This is a genomic window from Pandoraea sp. 64-18, assembly GCF_001899225.1.
GTDB lineage: Bacteria > Pseudomonadota > Gammaproteobacteria > Burkholderiales > Burkholderiaceae > Pandoraea > Pandoraea cepalis.
The window spans coordinates 492,973-509,967 of sequence record NZ_MKVU01000012.1 but is presented as its reverse complement, the minus strand read 5'-3'; the positions used below and the strand labels follow the sequence as shown (position 1 = coordinate 509,967).

Genomic DNA, 16,995 nt, shown 5'->3' with positions numbered 1-16,995 from the left:
CGTCGGAGACGCGCGAAATCGAGGCAAAAGCGGCATTTTACAGAAGCGGCGGCGAGTCCGCCCGCCTCCGGTGTCGCGGCGGCCTGCATCGTCGTCGCGCCCCACCGCGACAGGCTCGCCCGTTCAAGCGCTCACGCGCTCGCCCTTCGGGTCGTATAGCGCGCGCAGTTGCACTCGGGCGTCGAGCCGATCGCCCGCGAGATCGACCTGATAGCGGCCCGTTTCCACGTATTCGACAGACACGACGCCGTTGGGATTCGTCAGATAGGCGAGCCCGACGGGCGCATCGATCGTGTGCCCATACGCGGCCGACGACAGGAAGCCGACCGGCTCGCCGTTGCGAAGCAGCGCCTCACCGCCCCAGAGCATCCTGTCGCTCGCCCCGTCGAGCACAACGCTCACAAGCCTGCGGCGGACCCCCGTCGATTTGGCCAGCTCGACCGCCTTGCGGCCGACAAACGGGAGACCGCCGGCCAGCTTGCAGGCGAACGTCAGCCCCGCTTGCACCGGGTTCGTGTCAGGCGTCAGTTCTCGTCCCCAGGCACGATAGCCCTTCTCGATACGCAGCGAGTCGATGGCGTAGTAGCCCGCATCCTTCAACCCGAAGGCGGCGCCCGCCGCGTGCAGCGTTTCATAGACGCCCACCGCGAACTCGACGGGCACGTACAGCTCCCAACCGAGTTCGCCGACGTAGGTCAGGCGCGTGGCACGCACCGTGGCATAGCCGAGATCGATTTCCTGGCTCGTGCCGAACGCAAACGCCTCGTTGGAAAAATCCGCTCGCGACACCCGCTGCAACAGCGCGCGGGAATTCGGTCCCATGAGCGCCAGTACCGCGTATTGCCCGCCGACGTCGACGACCGTACAGCGCGGATCGTCGGGCTGCTGGGCAATGCGCCGTTCGAGGTAGTCCATGTCACGGGTCGTCTGCGCCGAACCGGTGACCATCAGGTATTGATCGGGCGCGAGTCGCGTGAGTGTGAAGTCCGATTCGTAACCGCCGCGCTCGTTGAGCATCCCCGTGTAGACGGTACGCCCGGGCGGCACGGCCACGTCGTTGGTACACAACGCTTGCAGCACGCGCTCGGCATCGCGGCCCTTGATGAGCAGTTTCGCGAAAGAACTCATGTCGAACAGCGCGACGGCCTCACGGCACGCGCGATGCTCCGCGGCACTCCACGCGTGCCAGTTCTGCTGACCGAAGCGGTAATCGATCGTCGCCTGCTCCAGCGACGGCGCGAAAAAGTTCGGCCGCTCCCAGCCCATCTTGCTGCCGAAGCAGGCGCCTTTGGCGAGCAACGTCGCGTACAGTGGCGAGCGACGGAACGGCCGCGCCGTGTCCAGTTCGCGATTTGGCCACGGCATGGCGTAGTGCAGGCCGAGCGTTTCCTTCACGCGATCATGCAGCCAGGTATCGTTGCCGTTGAATCGAGCAAAGCGGCGGATGTCGACGGGCCAGAGGTCCATCGTCGGCTCGCCCGCGACGATCCACTCGGCCAGCGCCATGCCGGCCCCGCCTGCCGACGCAATGCCCATCGAATTGAAGCCCGCGCCAACGTAGAAATTGCGCAGCTCGGGCGCTTCGCCGAGCATGAAGTTGTTGTCCGGCGTGAACGACTCGGGGCCGTTGTAGAACTGCCGGATCTGCGCCGTCTCGAGCGCGGGCACACGCATCAATGCGTTCTCCATGAGGATCTCGAACTGGTCCCAGTCGTCGGGCAGCAGTTGAAATTCGAAATTCTCGGGAATGCCGTTCATGCCCCACGGCTTGGCGTTCGGCTCGAAGCCGCCCATCACGAGACCGCCGACTTCCTCCTTGAAGTAGATGTAGCCGTCCGGGTCGCGCATGACCGGCAGATCCGGATGCACGCCCGCGATCCGTTCCGTCACGATGTAGTAATGCTCGGCCGAATGCAGCGGCACGCTCACATCGCACAGACGACCCACGGCCTTGGCCCATTGCCCCGCGCAGTTCACGACGATCTCCGCGGCAATGCGTCCGCTTTCGCCGTCTTTATTGCACCAGGACACCCCCGTCGCCGTGCGAATCCCGCCAGGCGACGCCGTGTGAATCGCCGTGATGCGCGTATTCTCCACGATGCGCACGCCACGGTTGCGCGCGCCGCGCGCGAGCGCTTGCGTGAGATCGGTCGGGTTGGCCTTGCCGTCGCCCGGCAGCCACACCCCGCCGACGAGATCGTCGGTGCGCATCACCGGCCAGAGTTCGCCGGCCTCGCGCGGCGAGACGACGTCGCACTGCACGCCATAAGCACGCGCCACCGCCGCCGTGCGCTTGAGTTGCGTCATGCGCGCCTGGGTGCGTGCCACGGACAACGACCCGCATGCCTTCCAGCCCGTGGCGAGCCCCGTCTCCGCTTCCAGTTCGCTGTAGAGCTTCGTCGAATAGCGGATGAGCTTCGTCATGCTCTCCTGCGAGCGCAACTGGCCGACCAGCCCCGCCGCGTGCCACGTCGTGCCGCACGACAACTGTCCCTGCTCCAGCAGGACGACGTCCGTCCATCCCAGTTTGGCGAGGTGATAGGCGACCGAACAGCCGACGATGCCGCCACCGACGATGACGACGCGAGCTTGAGTGGGCAATGCTGAGGGCATGAGGAGGCTCCGGTTTGGCCGCGCGCCGGGAACGACGTCACGGCCCGGGCGATCGACATTGGCCGCTGTGTGGGACTCGGCGCCGTCGCGAGGCGGCTGCCGTCAGGGAAAAGCAAAGGGCACCCAAGTGCCCTTTGCGGATTGACGCGATGGACGCGGCGAGACGATCAGATCACATGCTTGCGCACACGGGCCGAAAACACGTCGATGCATGTGACGACCACGATCATGATGAGCATCACGGCACAGGTCTGCGCGTACTCGAAGCTTCGGATCACTTCGTAGAGCACCACGCCGATGCCGCCCGCGCCCACCATGCCGACCACCGACGCCGAACGCACATTCGACTCGAAGCGGTACAACGTGTACGAGATCCACAGCGGCATGACCTGCGGCAGCACGCCGTAAAGAATTTCATCGATCGCGCGCGCCCCGGTGGCCCGCACGCCCTCGACCGGGCGCGGATCGATCGCTTCGACCGCTTCGGCGAACAGCTTCGAGAGCGTGCCCGTCGTATGCACCCACAGCGCCAACACCCCGGCGAACGGGCCAAGCCCTACCGCCACGATGAAGAGCATCGCGAAGACCATCTCATTGATCGCGCGGCAGGCGTCCATCACGCGACGCACCGGCTGGTACACCCACGCCGGCACCATGTTCGACGCCGAGAGCAACCCCATCGGAATCGAGCACACCACGGCGAGCACCGTGCCCCAGACAGCGATATGAATGGTCACGAGCATCTCGTGGACATACACGCGCCAGTCGTGAAAATCGGGCGGGAAGAAATCGTGCGCGAATTGGCTCATGTTGCCGGAATCGCGAATCAGATCGAGCGGACGCATATCGGCGCCGCCCCACGACCACACCAGGATCAGGAAGAATGCGCCCCAGCCGATCAACGTCAGCCATGAGCGCTTGGGCGGCTCGCCCGGCAGGCGGCCATTTGCAGTGAGGGATACGCTGGTGTTCATGTCGTGTACCACAAGGCAAGCCGGTGCAGCATCGACCGGAAAATCATCGGACCACAGAGGTCATCAGAGGTGACGGCGGGCCAGATGACCTGGCCCGCCGTCACCGATCACAGAGCAACGCCCGTGCGCCGCCCTGTGACATTGTGTCGTTCCACGCCCAGGCAATCAGGCGCTTACTTCGTTTTGCTCATTTCCTGATCGAGCGCGGCGAGCTTGCTGTCGATGTCGGTCAATTGCGATTGCTTCTTGGCGGCATCGAGGTTGGCATCCGACTGGATCTGTTGCTTCTGCTTGAACAGCTCGAGCTGGCGGATCGGCAGCAGTTGCGCGTTGCTCGACGCACGGAAGCCGCCGTAGTTGTAGATGTTCTTCAGCACTTCCTTCTCATGTGCGTCCTTGCCGTACGCCAGGAAGAAGTCGCGAATCTTCTTCTTCGTCGCGTCCGGCAGGTCCTTGCGCCACACCAGCGGATCCGACGGGATCAGCGGTGACTTCCAGATCACCTGCACCTGCTTGGCCTTCTCCGGCTGCGTTGCCTCGAGCTTGTCAATTTCTTCGGTGTTGTTGGTGGCCACGTCGACCTGGTTGTTGAGCACGGCCATCAGGTTCGCGCCGTGATTCGAGCTGCGCGCGGTTTTGAAGTACGTGCGCGGATCGATGTTGTGCTTCGCGAACACGTAGTAGCCCGGCACCAGCGTGCCCGACGTCGAGGTCGGATCGCCCAGGCCGAAGTTGATCTTCTTGCCGTTCTTGATCACGTCGTCGAGCGTCTTGTACGGGCTCGCCTTGTTCGCGATCAGCAGCGAGTAGTAGCCTTCGGTGCCGTCGGCGTACATGATCTTCGCGAAGACTTCACCTTGCGAGCGGTCCACGGCTTCCATCGCGGCCTTGTTGCCCAGCCAGGCGAGCTGCACCTTGTTGAAGCGCATGCCTTCGATCACGCCGGCGTAGTCGGTGGCGAAGAACGGCGTCACCTTGATGCCGGTTTGCTTCTCCATGTCGTCGATCAGCGGCTGCCAACGCTGGCGCAGTGCCGCGCTCGAGTCGGTCGAGATGATGCCGAAATTGATTTCCTGCGCGTGCACTGCCGCCACCGAGGCAAGCATGGCCGCGCCGGCCAGCAGGGTTTTCCAAAGTTTCATGAGAGCAAGCTCCTGGTCAGGTCAGACTGAGGGACATCGAGGTGAGGAATGGGGCTTGCGCATTGGCCGGCGCGGGGCCGGCTGCGCGCGGAGAGGCGTCGGCAGCGTCGCTGTCGTCGGCGCCTTCCACATGGTCAACGTGATCGACCGGGTCAACGCGGTCGTTAAGCAGTTCGCTTGCCTGCACGCCATAAAGACGGCGCAGCAGGTCGGGCGTGAGCGCCGCGGACGGGCCGTCATACACCACGCGTCCCTGATGCAGGGCGACGGTTCGCACGCAGTAACGCATGGCGACATCCACCTGATGCAGCGAGACAACGACCGTCAGTTTGTGATCGCGGTTCATGCGGGCCAGCATGTCCATCACCTTGCGGGCCGACTCCGGATCGAGCGAAGCAATCGGTTCGTCCGCAAGAATGATCTTCGCGCCCTGCACCAGCGTGCGCGCCAACGCCGCGCGCTGCTGCTGACCGCCCGAGAGCGTGCTTGCGCGCTGGAACGCCAGATCGGCGATGCCGACCTCCGCGAGCGCCGCCATCGCCGCCTGACGCTCGGCCGGCGTGAAGCGGAACAGCAGGCTGCGCCACAGCGGCACGCGCGCGAGCAGACCCGTCAGCACGTTGGTCATCACCGGCATGCGGCCCACCAGGTTGAACTGCTGGAAGACGAACCCGATGTCGCGACGAATCTGGCGCACTTCGCGCACGATGCGGCCGTCGCGCTGAATCGGACGACCGAGTATGTCGATACCGCCCGGTTGCAGATCGGCCGCCACGAAACCCGCCATGTGACGCATCAGCGTCGACTTGCCCGAGCCCGACGCCCCGATCAGGGCGACCATTTCGCCCGGCATCACGGTAAGCGCCACCTCGTCGAGCGCACGGCGGCCGCCCCCGAAAGTCTTGGTCAGTCGCTCGATTCGAATTGCTTCGTCCACGGGTCACCTGTCAATCGACTCGCCGGTCGGATCCGATGCATTCCCGCTAACCGCGCCCCAGGCTGGGAGCACGTCGCCCGCATCGCTCGACTAGCTGTTTTGTGGCAATTTGTGCCAAAAGTGACAGCAGTCTAAGAAGTGCCGATGACAAGACAGTGACAATCGATGAGCTTTTCGATGGGCGTTAAAAATCCTTATTGGGTCAATGAGTTAACAACGTTTTCTGCGCCACGGCACGCAGGGATGCGCGCGCGCCGACGTCACGCCGAACGGGGCGCGACGTCATCGGCCTCGGGGTCGAGCGCCGATGTTGTCTACACATTTACGCGATGAGGAGTTCCGGGCCGCGAGCGCGCAGTTGGGCGAGCATGCTCTTGTGCGGCGCGGCGTCGCTGATGAGGTAGCGAGCCGCCTCGAAATGGCGGATACGCACGGGCGTCACGCGCCCGAACTTGGTGTGGTCCGCCACCACGGCCGAGATGTTCGCACACAGCAGCATGCGCGCGCGAAGCTCGGCGGCCGCGCGGTTGAAGTCGGTAATGCCACCGTCCTCAGTCACGCCGCCCACGCCGATGAATGCGAAGTCGGCATGGTATTGCGATATCTGGTTGATGGCATCCCAGCCCTGCACGGCATCTTCGTTGTCCTGCAGCTCGCCGCCGAGCAGTGTCACCTGATTGTCGTGATGACGGCCCAGCAATCGCGCGATCTGCCAGTCGTTCGTGTAGATGCGCAACCGGTGCTTTGCAAGCAGCGCCTGCGCCACCGCCCGTGTGGTCGTACCGTAGTCGATGATCACCGACGCCCCATCGGGTACGAGTTCCGCCGCGCGCATGCCGATGGCCCGCTTGCCCACGGCGTTGACGTTCTCGCGCAGCGTCCAGTCGGGTTCGCTGCGATCGGCGGCCAGCGCGCCGCCGTGCGTCATGAGCAGCAGCCCGCGCGCGGCGAGCGTGTTGAGGTCGCGGCGCACCGTCTCGCGCGACACCCCCAGCTCACGCACGAGATCGCTGATCGCGAGGGCCCCGGTCTTGGCAAGTTGTTCAAGCACGTACTGTTGGCGTTGTTCGGCAAGCATGATCTGGCAATGTCGGTGGGACTACGAATTCCTGGAAGGCATCGGCGCGGCCGCTGCCACTCATGCGAGGGCGCGCGTGCGTCCTATGCCTGTAGCGCAACGCGCAAGCCCAGGCCGATGAAGATGGCGCCGGCGACACGGTCGAGCCAGCGCCCTGCCCCGGGGCGTCGCTTGAGCCACGTGCCCAGCACGCCAGCGAACCATCCGTACGCGCTGAACACGACAATGGTCTGCGCCATGAACACCAGGCCGAGCAACAGCATCTGCGCGCCGGGATGGGCCGTGTCGGCACTCACGAACTGAGGCAGGAACACCAGGAAAAACAACGTGACCTTGGGGTTGAGCATATTCGCCAGCACGCTTTGACGAAAGACGGCCCCGAGCGGTTGCGGCGCGGCCTCGTTGGCCAACGCCAGCGCGCCGCGCGCGCGTATCGCCTTGATGCCGATCCAGATCAGATAGGCGGCCCCCGCGAGCTTGATCCCCTCGAAGGCCCACGGCGACGAACGCAGCACGGCGGCCAGGCCGATGGCCGCGATGCTCGTGTGGAAGAGACATCCCGACGTGAAACCGGCGGCCGCAGCCAGCCCCGCCCGACGGCCCTGCGCAATGCCGCGCGCGATGACCTGCATGTTGTCCGGCCCCGGCGCAAGCGTGATCGCCACCGAGGTCAGCAAGAACAGCCAGAGATTGGGCATCGGCGTGTCCGAAGTGGGGTAATGGGGATGATGAGGGGTGGGAACGCGGCAAAGCGTCCGCTCAGGCAACCGGGTTCAATGGCCTTCGAACGAGCACAGCAGGAACAGTGGCAATCCGGCGTCGCGAATCAGGCGCGAGCCCCCCAGTTCCGGCAGGTCGACGATGGCCGCCCCTTCGATGACCGTTGCCCCCAGGCGCTCCAGCAGCTTCTTGCCGGCGAGCATCGTGCCGCCCGTGGCGACCAGGTCGTCGATGAGCAGCACGCGGTCGCCGGGGCCGCAGGCATCGGCATGGATCTCGACCGTTGCACTGCCGTATTCCAGTTCGTACTCCTCCGCGACCGTCTGATAAGGCAGCTTGCCCTTCTTGCGAATGGGGATGAAGCCGATGTTCAACTCGTAGGCCAGGATCGAACCGAGAATGAAGCCGCGCGCGTCGAGACCCGCGATGTAATCGGGACGCTGCGTCATGTAGCGGTGCACGAACACATCGATGAGCACCCGCAAGGTGCGCGGGTTCTTGAGCAACGGGGTGATGTCGCGAAACTGCACGCCCGGCGCGGGCCAGTCCGGCACGGTGCGAATCTGGCTCTTGATATAGGCGGCAGGGGACTCGTCGATCTGCACGGGGATCCTTCTTGGAATACTGAGGGGGAAACACGCCACATTATGCCAAAAATCGCCCGACGCCCCGCGACCGAGCGGGCAGCGCCGCCCGGCGCACGACGTACGCCCCAGCAGCACGCCCCAGCAGCACGCCCCGACAGCGCGCCCCGACAGCGCGCCCGCTTCACGGTCTGGCCGTCGACTCGTGGTCGTCTATTCGTGGCCGAGCAGACGCGCCTCCGCGGCGACCAGCTTGTCGGGCAATCCGCGCAGCACCACGATGTCCTCGGCCATCAGACGCGTCTCCGACACCGGCTCGACCCCGCGAATGCCATGCCGACGGATGGCCGTGACGGTCACGCCGAGCTTGTCGAGCCGGAGTTCGCCGAGCGTGCGCCCGACCGCGTCCGAGTGAAGCGTGAGCGGCACCGATTGCAGCCTGACCTGCTCGCGCTCGCCGCCCTCGTCCTCGTCGTCGAGGCCGTGAAAGTAACCCCGCAGCAGGCTGTAACGCTCGTTACGCGCCTGCGCCACCCGGCGCAGCACGCGGCGCATCGGCACGCCCAGGAGCACCAGCGCATGCGACGCCAGCATCAGGCTGCCCTCCACGATCTCGGGCACGACTTCGGTCGCGCCCGCCGCGATCAGTTCGTCCATGTGGGTGTCGTCGACCGTGCGCACGACCACCGGCAATGTCGGCTCCAGCGCCTGCACCTGCGAGAGCACCTTCAACGCGGCCGGGGTGCTGTCGTAGGTCACCACGATGCCGGCGGCGCGGTGAATCCCGGCCGCGACCAGCGCCTCGCGCCGGGCGGCGTCGCCGAAGACGACCGTCTCGCCGGAGCTGGCCGCCTCCATCACCCGATCGGGGTCGAGATCGAGTGCCACATAGCCGATGCCCTCCTGTTCGAGCATGCGCGCCAGATTCTGGCCGCACCGGCCGTAGCCGCAGATGATGACGTGGCCCGACGTCTTGATGCTCTGCGTGGCGATCTTGGTCATCTGCAACGACTGCATCATCCACTCATTGGCGACGAAGCGCAGCGCGATGCGGTCGGCGTTGATGATGAGAAACGGCGCACACAGCATCGAGAGCAGCATGCCCGCGAGCACGGCTTGCGAAAGCGACGGGTCGAGCAGGTGCCGGTCGATCACCAGATTGAGCAGCACGAAACCGAATTCGCCCGCCTGCGCCAGGCCCAGGCCGGTGCGGATCGCCGTGCCGGGCGGGCTGCCGAACAGGCGCGCAAGCCCCGCGATCAATGTGAATTTGACGACCAGCGGGCCAACGAAGAACAGCAGCACGAGCAGCGGCTGCTGCGCCACGATAGACGGATCGAGCAGCATGCCGGTCGTGATGAAGAACAGCCCCAGCAGCACGTCGCGAAATGGCTTGATGTCGTCTTCCACCTGATGGCGGAACGGCGTCTCGGCGATGAGCATGCCGGCAATGAACGCGCCAAGCGCCATCGACAGGCCAAGGTTCTCGGTGACGTAGGCCAATCCGAGCGTGAGCAGCAACAGATTGAGCATGAACAGCTCTTGCGAGCGCCTCGCTGCCACGATGTGGAACCAGCGTCCGACCAGTTTCTGGCCAATCCAGAGCAGCAGCGCGAGCGCCCCGCTAATCTTGAGCGCGGCCAGCGACAGTGCCAGGACCAGCGCCTTCGGGTTGCCGCCCAGTGCCGAGATCACGATCAGCAATGGCACGACTGCCAGATCCTGGAACAGCAGCACCCCCATGATGTTGCGGCCGTGCTCCGTCTCGAGTTCCAGCCGCTCCGCCAGCATCTTGGTGACGATGGCCGTCGAGGACATGGCCAACGCGCCGCCCAGCGCCACCGATGCCTGCCACGAGAACGACCAGAACAGGTTGACGAGCGCCCCCAGTCCCACCGCCACGAGCAGCGTTCCCATGACCTGGGATACGCCCAGCCCGAGCACGATCCGGCGCATCGTCCTGAGCTTCGGTAGCGAAAATTCGATGCCGATGGAGAACATCAGGAAGACAACGCCGAACTCCGCGAGGTATTGCACGCGCTGGGTGTCGGCGGCCAGCCCGACCGCGTGCGGGCCGATCACGATGCCCACGCTCAGGTAGCCGAGCATCGGCGGCAGATGAAGCATGCGGAACAACACCACCCCGACACAGGCGGCAAACAGCAGGACAAGAGTGAGTTCGAGCGGTGATGCCATCGGCTAAGGTGGGTTTCCTGAGTGAATCTGAATGCTGGCGGTCTGACCGAACGCGGTACTTGCTATGCAAGTGCCGTGCCAGATAGAGTTGGCGCAGTGGTCTCCGACGAGGCACCGGGCCGCTTCCTGGGTGGTCTCGAACGGTGCAGGTCCAAGCCTGGCGCGGCTGTCCTCGGCGCCGCGTGCGTTTTGATATACTTCGCGCATGATAGCGAAAATCAATCCAGGCCGGGCACTCGAGGTCGCCCGGGAGGTGTTGCGCACCGAAGCCGACGCCATCGAACGCGTCTCCGCGCACCTCGACGACAGCTTCTTCGAAGCGATTTCTCTGCTGCTCGCCTGCCGCGGGCGCGTGGTCGTCACCGGAATGGGCAAATCGGGCCACATCGGCCGCAAACTGGCCGCCACGTTCGCCAGCACCGGCACACCCGCCTTCTTCGTTCACCCGGCCGAAGCCAGCCACGGGGACCTGGGCATGATCACGACCGACGACGTCGTTGTCGCCCTGTCCAACTCCGGCGAGACGGGGGAACTGGTCAGCATTCTCCCGATGATAAAGCGCATCGGCGCGAAGCTCATCGCCATGACCGGCAACGCCGCCTCCAGCCTGGGGCGCCTGTCCGACGTGCACCTCGACGCGCACGTCGACAGAGAAGCCTGCCCGCTGGGCCTCGCACCGACCGCCAGCACCACGGCCGCTCTCGCCCTGGGCGATGCGCTTGCCGTCACGCTGCTCGACGCGCGCGGTTTCGGCGCCGAGGACTTCGCCCGGTCGCATCCGGGCGGCGCGCTCGGTCGACGTCTGCTGACGTTCGTGCGCGATGTCATGCGCACCGGCGAGCGCGTTCCGCGCGTGCGCGCCGATGCCAGCCTGTCCGATGCCCTACTGGAGATGACCGCCAAGGGTCTGGGCATGACGGCCATTGTCGATGCCGACGATCGCGTTGTGGGCATCTTCACGGACGGCGACCTGCGCCGCCTGTTCAAGCGTACGCTCGATTTCACCACGCTCACGCTGGCCGACGTCATGAAGGCCGGACCGCGCAGCATCGGCCCCGATCAACTCGCCGCCGAAGCCGCCGAACTGATGGAACGTTTCGGCATCACGCAATTGCTCGTGACCGAGAACGACCGCCTCGTCGGTGCGCTCAACGTGCACGACCTGTTCGCCGCCAAGGTCGTGTGAGCCGCTTGCCCATGAATCAGCCCAGCATCGCCCAACCCACTCGTTCCGCCCCGCTTGATGCGACCGACGTGACCGACGCCGCTGCGCGCGCCGCTCGCCTGCGTGTCATGGTGTTCGACGTCGACGGTGTCCTCACCGACGGCGGCCTGCGCTACGGACCGGCCGGGGAAGTCATCAAGACCTTCGATTCGCTCGACGGCCACGGCCTGAAGCTGCTCGCCGAGGTCGGCATCGTCACGGCCATCATCACCGGACGCCAGTCCGAGATCGTCGCCAAACGCGCGGCCGATCTTCGTGTCGCACACGTCTATCAAGGCGTGCAGGACAAACGCGCCGCATTCGAAGACCTGTGCGCCAAGGTGTCAGTGACGAGCGAGGTTTGCGGCCATATCGGCGACGACTGGCCCGATCTGCCGATCCTCAGCCGCGTGGGCTTCGCCGCCTGCCCGGCCAATGCCCATGCCGAAGTCAGGGCACGCTGCCACTGGGTTGCCGCCACGCGCGGCGGCGAAGGCGCCGTGCGCGAGCTGTGCGACTTCATTCTGCGTGCCCAGGGACGTTACGACGCCCTGCTCGCCGACGCGCTCGCCTGACGCGTCGAGGAAGCCGATCATCCATGGCCACTCAACGCCTCTCACCCGCTTCGCTGGTCGCCATCGTCGTGCTGGCCGGCCTGGCCGCCGGCACTTACTGGCTCGTGCAACGCACGCTGCCGTCTGACGCCGACCGCGCGCCGTATGTAAAGCAGCACATTCCGGATTACTTCGCCGACGACATGGTGATCTCCACCCTGTCGGCGACCGGCCTCACGCAATACCGCGTCAATGCCGTGCACATGACGCATTACGAGGACGACCAGACCACGGCCATGACCATGCCCGCCGTCCGCGCGTTCACGCCGAATCAACCGGAAGTGACCGCCACGAGCAAACGCGGCACGCTCAATGCCGACATGTCCGTCGTCGATCTGTACGACGACGCGGTCGTGGTACGTCAGGCCGGACCGCGCGATCCGCAAATGCGGGCGCTGTCCCAGCACTTCCAGGTGCTCGTCAACGACGACATCGTGCGCACGGAATTGCCAGTCCAGCTGTTCCGCGGTGCTTCCGTGATGTACGGCGATGGCATGATTTTCAATAACATCTCGCGCGCCGTACAATTGCTCGGCAATGTTCACGGCACGATCCAGCCGGCGGAACTGGGCGGCAATCGCCCGGCACCGGCCGCCGCGCCGAGCGCGCCACTCCAGACCAAACCGGGCCCCAAGACCCCATGACCGATCGCCGCCAACCGCGCCCCGTCTCCCTGTCGCTGCGTCGCCTGCGCGCACTGGCCGCCGCCTTCGCCATGCTCGGCGCCCTCGCGTCGCCGCTCGCCCATGCCGAACGCGCCGACCGCGACAAGCCGCTCAACATCGAGTCGGATCACATGAGCTACGACGACCTCAAGCAGGTCAACATCTTCACCGGCAACGTGACGATGACCAAGGGGACGATTCTCCTCAAGGCCGATCGCGTCGAAGTGACTCAGGATCCAGAGGGCTATCAGTACGCCACGGCCTATTACAAGCCGGGCGGCCCGCTCGCCTACATGCGCCAGAAGCGCGACGGCCTGGACGAATACATCGACGGCTGGGGCCAAACGATCTATTACAACGGCAAGACCGAAGTCGCCACGCTGACCACACAAGCCACGCTCAAGCGCCTGGCCGGCGGCACGAGGGTGCTCGACGAAATTCACGGTAGCGTGATCACGTACGACACGTACAACGAGGTCTATACCGCCAACAGCGGTGCCGATCAGGTCAACGCCAACAATCCGAACGGCCGCGTGCGCGCCACGCTCGCCCCGCGCAATGCCACTGGCGCGAACCAGCCAGGCGCCGGCGGCGCGAGCAAGCCGGCGGCCGCGCCCAAGGGCGATCTGCCGCCGCTGTCTCCCTCCAAAAGCATCGGGAATCCGCGTGAGTAATTCTGCCAATAGCAACGCCTCGACGATCCATCCGGGCGACGGTCAATCGGGCAAGCCGAGCGCGCTCGTGGTGCGCTCGCTCAAGAAACAATACGGTGCCCGTACTGTTGTCAAGGACGTCTCGCTCGATGTGAAGAGCGGCGAAGTCGTGGGACTGCTCGGCCCGAACGGCGCGGGCAAGACGACATCGTTCTACATGATCGTGGGCCTCGTGCCCGCCGACGACGGCGAAATCCAGCTCGACGGCAACGTGATCAGCGAGCTGCCGATTCACGAGCGCGCCCGCATGGGCGTCTCGTACCTGCCGCAGGAAGCGTCGGTGTTCCGCAAGCTCACGGTCGAAGACAACATCCGGGCGGTGCTCGAATTGCAGCTCGATGCGCACGGCAAGCCGCTCAAGCGCGACGAGATCGACCGACGCATCGAAGCGCTGCTCGACGAGTTGCAGGTGAGCCATTTGCGCGAAAATCCGGCGATGTCGCTCTCGGGCGGCGAACGCCGCCGCGTGGAAATCGCCCGCGCCCTGGCCACGCAACCGCGCTTCATTTTGCTTGACGAACCGTTCGCGGGCGTCGATCCGATCGCCGTGCTGGAAATCCAGCGAATCGTGCGTTTTCTGAAAGATCGTGGCATCGGTGTCCTGATTACCGACCACAACGTTCGCGAGACGCTCGGCATCTGCGATCACGCCTACATCATCAGCGAAGGCTCGGTGCTCGCCGCCGGCACGCCCGACCAGATCGTGGCCGACGAAAGCGTGCGGCGCGTATATCTGGGCGAAAACTTCCGGATGTAAAGCAAATTTTTCGCATGTAAACCCTGCCTCCGATAGGGGGCCGGGCCGGTTTCGCTGGCGTGACAAAGCCTCTACAATGAAGGCGAGAAATGCTATGAAACCGACCCTTCAACTCCGCACCTCCCAGCACCTGACCCTCACGCCTCAGTTGCAGCAATCCATCCGATTGTTGCAACTGTCGACGCTCGAACTTCAGCAGGAAGTCGAGCACGCCCTCACCCAGAACCCGATGCTCGAGCGCGAGGACGATTGGCTCGCCGGCACGATCCGTGTGGGCACGGACGGATCGCTGCGCAATGAGCGGGGCTCGTCGAGCAGCAGCACCAACGACACGCCGGAATCGGCCAGCGGCCAGGACGACGCCCGCGAACTCGACGGCGAGACCCGCTTCGACGACAACGCGCGCGACGGTGGCAACGACTGGAGCCTGAACGACTTTGCCCGCTCGGGCAGTGCGTCGGACGACGACGACAATGAGCGGCCGCAACTGCACGTCGATCATCCCAATCTTCGCGAACACCTGCTCGCCCAGTTGCGCCTGACGAAAGCCAGCCCGCGCGATCGCCTGCTGGTGGAATTCCTGATCGAATCGCTCGACGAAGACGGCTATCTCGGCACCCTGCTCGACGAAATGCAGGCGGAAATGTCCGAGGAACTTGGGCTCGAGACCGAAGAGATCAACGCCGCGCTCGCGCTGCTACAGAGCTTCGACCCGGCAGGCGTGGGCGCCCGAACCCCGTCAGAATGCCTTCGCCTGCAACTCCAGCGGCTGCCGGCAAGCAGCGTGCGAACTCTGTCGCTGCGCATCGTTTCCGATCATCTGGAGCTGCTCGCCGCGCGCGACTACACACGGTTGCGTCGTCTGCTGGGCGTGAGCGAGGACAGCCTGCGCGCGGCGCATCAACTGATTCGCTCGCTCGACCCGTTCCCGGGCGCCGCCTACGGCTCGCCCCAGGCGGATTACGTCATCCCCGACGTGCTCGTGCGCAAGCAAGGCGGCGGCTGGACCGCCGAACTCAATCCCGAGGTCATGCCGCGCCTGCGCATCAATGAAATGTATGCGCGCATCCTTCGCAACAACCGCAATGCGCCGGGAACCGGCAACCTGCAGCAGCAACTTCAGGAAGCGCGCTGGCTCATCAAGAACATCCAACAGCGGTTCGACACGATCCTGCGCGTGTCGCAGGCGATCGTCGAGCGTCAGAAGAACTTCTTCACGCATGGCGAAATCGGCATGCGGCCCTTGGTTTTACGCGAAATTGCTGATACGCTGGGTTTACATGAATCCACGATTTCACGCGTGACAACCAGTAAGTACATGCTCACTCCATTCGGAACCTTCGAGCTTAAGTACTTCTTTGGTTCACACGTGGCCACGGAAGCCGGGGGCGCCGCCTCATCGACCGCCATCCGCGCACTCATCAAGCAACTCATAGGAGCAGAAGATCCGCAGACCCCCCTTTCCGACAGCCGTATCGCGGAGCTGCTGGCAGAGCAAGGGTTCGTGGTAGCGCGACGCACCGTCGCGAAATACCGCGAAGCCATGCGCATTCCCGCAGTGAACTTGCGCAAATCTTTGTAGGACGGTCCTGGTGTGCCATCTTGGCTCGCTGGGGCATCACGCCGTAGTGCGACATTGCGTCACGCCAATGGCTCGCACTCCCGCTAGCCAGCGTTGCTTGTGACGCGGCCTGCACTTCGGCATTTCAGCAAGGAGAGCAGCTATGAATCTGAAGATCAGTGGACATCATCTCGAACTCACGCCGTCGCTGCGCGAATTCGTGGTCAACAAGCTTGAACGCGTGTTGCGCCATTTCGACCAGCTCATCGGTGCCGAGGTGATCCTATCTGTCGACAAGACCAAGGAGAAGACCGGACGCCAGATCGCTAGCGTCACCGTGTATCTCAAGGGCAAGGAGATTTTCGTCGAGAAGTGTGACGAGAATATGTACGCCGCCATCGACAAGCTGATCGACATGCTCGACCGCAAGGTTATGCAATACAAGGACAAGGTTCAGGATCATGGCCGCGAGGCCCTCAAGCACCAGGAACCTCCCGAGGCGGAACCGCTGCAATGAGTCTGTCCGGGCAAGGTAGCCGCATTGACCGACACTGACGGCGATTCGCGAGGAAGCCCACGCGCACATCGACGTCTGTCGTAAGTCTCTGGCATCACCCACCGCGGGGCCGTTGAACGGCCCCTTTTGCATGCTCCCTCGCATCGCCGGGAGCGCGTCGACGGGTGGTCTATAATGCGAGGTCAACCGGGGGGCTGGAGGGCGACCATGCGTTCGCCCGCATTACAAGATGAACCGTTTAGTCAAACTCTTACCTGCGTCCAACATACTGCTTGGACTGTCTGTCACCAGCAAGAAGCGCGTCTTCGAGCAAGCCGGGCTTCTCTTCGAGAACAATGCCGGCCTGTCGCGCGCGCTTGTCACCGACAATCTGTTCGCCCGCGAGCGTCTCGGCTCGACCGGACTGGGAGAAGGTGTGGCCATTCCGCACGGGCGCATCAAGGGCCTCAAGCATCCGATGGCAGCCTTCGTGCGCCTGGACGATCCGATTCCCTTCGAGGCCCCCGACGCGCAACCCGTGTCCCTGCTGTTCTTCCTGTTGGTACCGGAGCAGGCAACGCAGCAGCATCTCGAGATATTGTCCGAAATTGCGCAGTTGCTCTCGGATCGCACGATGCGCGAGACCTTGACCTCCGCGCCGAGTGCCGACGATATCCATACCGCGCTCGCGAACTGGCAACCCTGAGCCGGCGCGGGTGCGGCTATCCCGGTGTTCCGGGG

Annotated in this window: 16 protein-coding genes; 8 read left to right on the top strand and 8 right to left on the bottom strand. The window is 64.6% G+C overall.

The window, feature by feature from the left end; genetic code table 11:
* Window positions 1-123 precede the first annotated feature (123 nt).
* From BGP02_RS10920 to BGP02_RS10885, 8 genes are all read right to left on the bottom strand, one after another.
* The gene (locus BGP02_RS10920) at window positions 124-2,613 is read right to left on the bottom strand and encodes a GcvT family protein (protein ID WP_286798488.1); all 2,490 of its coding nucleotides are present in this window, start codon (window positions 2,611-2,613) and stop codon (window positions 124-126) included.
* Window positions 2,614-2,780: 167 nt separating this feature from the next.
* Window positions 2,781-3,587 (bottom strand): phosphonate ABC transporter, permease protein PhnE, encoded by an 807-nt coding sequence (phnE, locus tag BGP02_RS10915; protein ID WP_017232636.1) that lies wholly within the window; start codon window positions 3,585-3,587, stop codon window positions 2,781-2,783.
* A 173-nt stretch (window positions 3,588-3,760) separates the two neighbouring features.
* Window positions 3,761-4,729 (bottom strand): phosphonate ABC transporter substrate-binding protein, encoded by a 969-nt coding sequence (gene phnD, locus BGP02_RS10910; protein ID WP_017232637.1) that lies wholly within the window; start codon window positions 4,727-4,729, stop codon window positions 3,761-3,763.
* Window positions 4,730-4,745: 16 nt separating this feature from the next.
* On the bottom strand, window positions 4,746-5,666 hold the full coding sequence (phnC, locus tag BGP02_RS10905) for a phosphonate ABC transporter ATP-binding protein (protein WP_150562282.1): 921 nt from the start codon (window positions 5,664-5,666) through the stop codon (window positions 4,746-4,748).
* A 322-nt stretch (window positions 5,667-5,988) separates the two neighbouring features.
* Window positions 5,989-6,744: a DeoR/GlpR family DNA-binding transcription regulator gene (locus BGP02_RS10900; protein ID WP_017232639.1), complete on the bottom strand. Its 756-nt coding sequence runs from the start codon at window positions 6,742-6,744 to the stop codon at window positions 5,989-5,991.
* Window positions 6,745-6,827: 83 nt separating this feature from the next.
* Window positions 6,828-7,442 (bottom strand): LysE family translocator, encoded by a 615-nt coding sequence (locus BGP02_RS10895; RefSeq protein WP_286798487.1) that lies wholly within the window; start codon window positions 7,440-7,442, stop codon window positions 6,828-6,830.
* A gap of 75 nt (window positions 7,443-7,517) precedes the next feature.
* Window positions 7,518-8,069, bottom strand: a complete 552-nt coding sequence (locus tag BGP02_RS10890) for an adenine phosphoribosyltransferase (RefSeq protein ID WP_174966532.1) — start codon at window positions 8,067-8,069, stop codon at window positions 7,518-7,520.
* 192 nt (window positions 8,070-8,261) lie between these two features.
* A complete protein-coding gene (locus BGP02_RS10885) occupies window positions 8,262-10,244 on the bottom strand; it encodes a monovalent cation:proton antiporter family protein (RefSeq protein ID WP_286798485.1) in 1,983 nt (660 codons plus the stop codon).
* 205 nt (window positions 10,245-10,449) lie between these two features.
* Between BGP02_RS10885 and BGP02_RS10880 the strand changes: the two genes are divergently transcribed.
* The 8 genes from BGP02_RS10880 (at window position 10,450) to ptsN (ending at window position 16,960) form a co-directional block, all read left to right on the top strand.
* Complete coding sequence (locus BGP02_RS10880) at window positions 10,450-11,430, top strand: KpsF/GutQ family sugar-phosphate isomerase (RefSeq protein WP_017232643.1); 981 nt, start codon at window positions 10,450-10,452, stop codon at window positions 11,428-11,430.
* A gap of 107 nt (window positions 11,431-11,537) precedes the next feature.
* Entirely contained in the window at window positions 11,538-12,023 is a 486-nt protein-coding gene (locus BGP02_RS10875) for a KdsC family phosphatase (protein WP_051060087.1), read from the top strand.
* 23 nt (window positions 12,024-12,046) lie between these two features.
* A complete protein-coding gene (lptC, locus tag BGP02_RS10870; RefSeq protein WP_017232645.1) occupies window positions 12,047-12,706 on the top strand; it encodes an LPS export ABC transporter periplasmic protein LptC in 660 nt (219 codons plus the stop codon).
* The gene (lptA, locus tag BGP02_RS10865) at window positions 12,703-13,401 is read left to right on the top strand and encodes a lipopolysaccharide transport periplasmic protein LptA (RefSeq protein ID WP_150562278.1); all 699 of its coding nucleotides are present in this window, start codon (window positions 12,703-12,705) and stop codon (window positions 13,399-13,401) included. Before lptC ends, lptA begins: the two co-directional genes overlap by 4 nt.
* A 25-nt stretch (window positions 13,402-13,426) precedes the next feature.
* Window positions 13,427-14,197 (top strand): LPS export ABC transporter ATP-binding protein, encoded by a 771-nt coding sequence (lptB, locus tag BGP02_RS10860; RefSeq protein WP_026131715.1) that lies wholly within the window; start codon window positions 13,427-13,429, stop codon window positions 14,195-14,197.
* A gap of 94 nt (window positions 14,198-14,291) precedes the next feature.
* The gene (locus BGP02_RS10855; protein WP_017232647.1) at window positions 14,292-15,779 is read left to right on the top strand and encodes an RNA polymerase factor sigma-54; all 1,488 of its coding nucleotides are present in this window, start codon (window positions 14,292-14,294) and stop codon (window positions 15,777-15,779) included.
* Window positions 15,780-15,921: 142 nt separating this feature from the next.
* Window positions 15,922-16,275 carry a ribosome hibernation-promoting factor, HPF/YfiA family gene (hpf, locus tag BGP02_RS10850; RefSeq protein ID WP_017232648.1) on the top strand — a complete coding sequence of 118 codons (354 nt, stop codon included), beginning with the start codon at window positions 15,922-15,924 and terminating at the stop codon, window positions 16,273-16,275.
* Between the two features lie 229 nt (window positions 16,276-16,504).
* Window positions 16,505-16,960, top strand: coding sequence for a PTS IIA-like nitrogen regulatory protein PtsN (gene ptsN / locus BGP02_RS10845; protein WP_026131716.1), 456 nt, complete (start codon window positions 16,505-16,507; stop codon window positions 16,958-16,960).
* The last annotated feature ends 35 nt before the right edge of the window (window positions 16,961-16,995 follow it).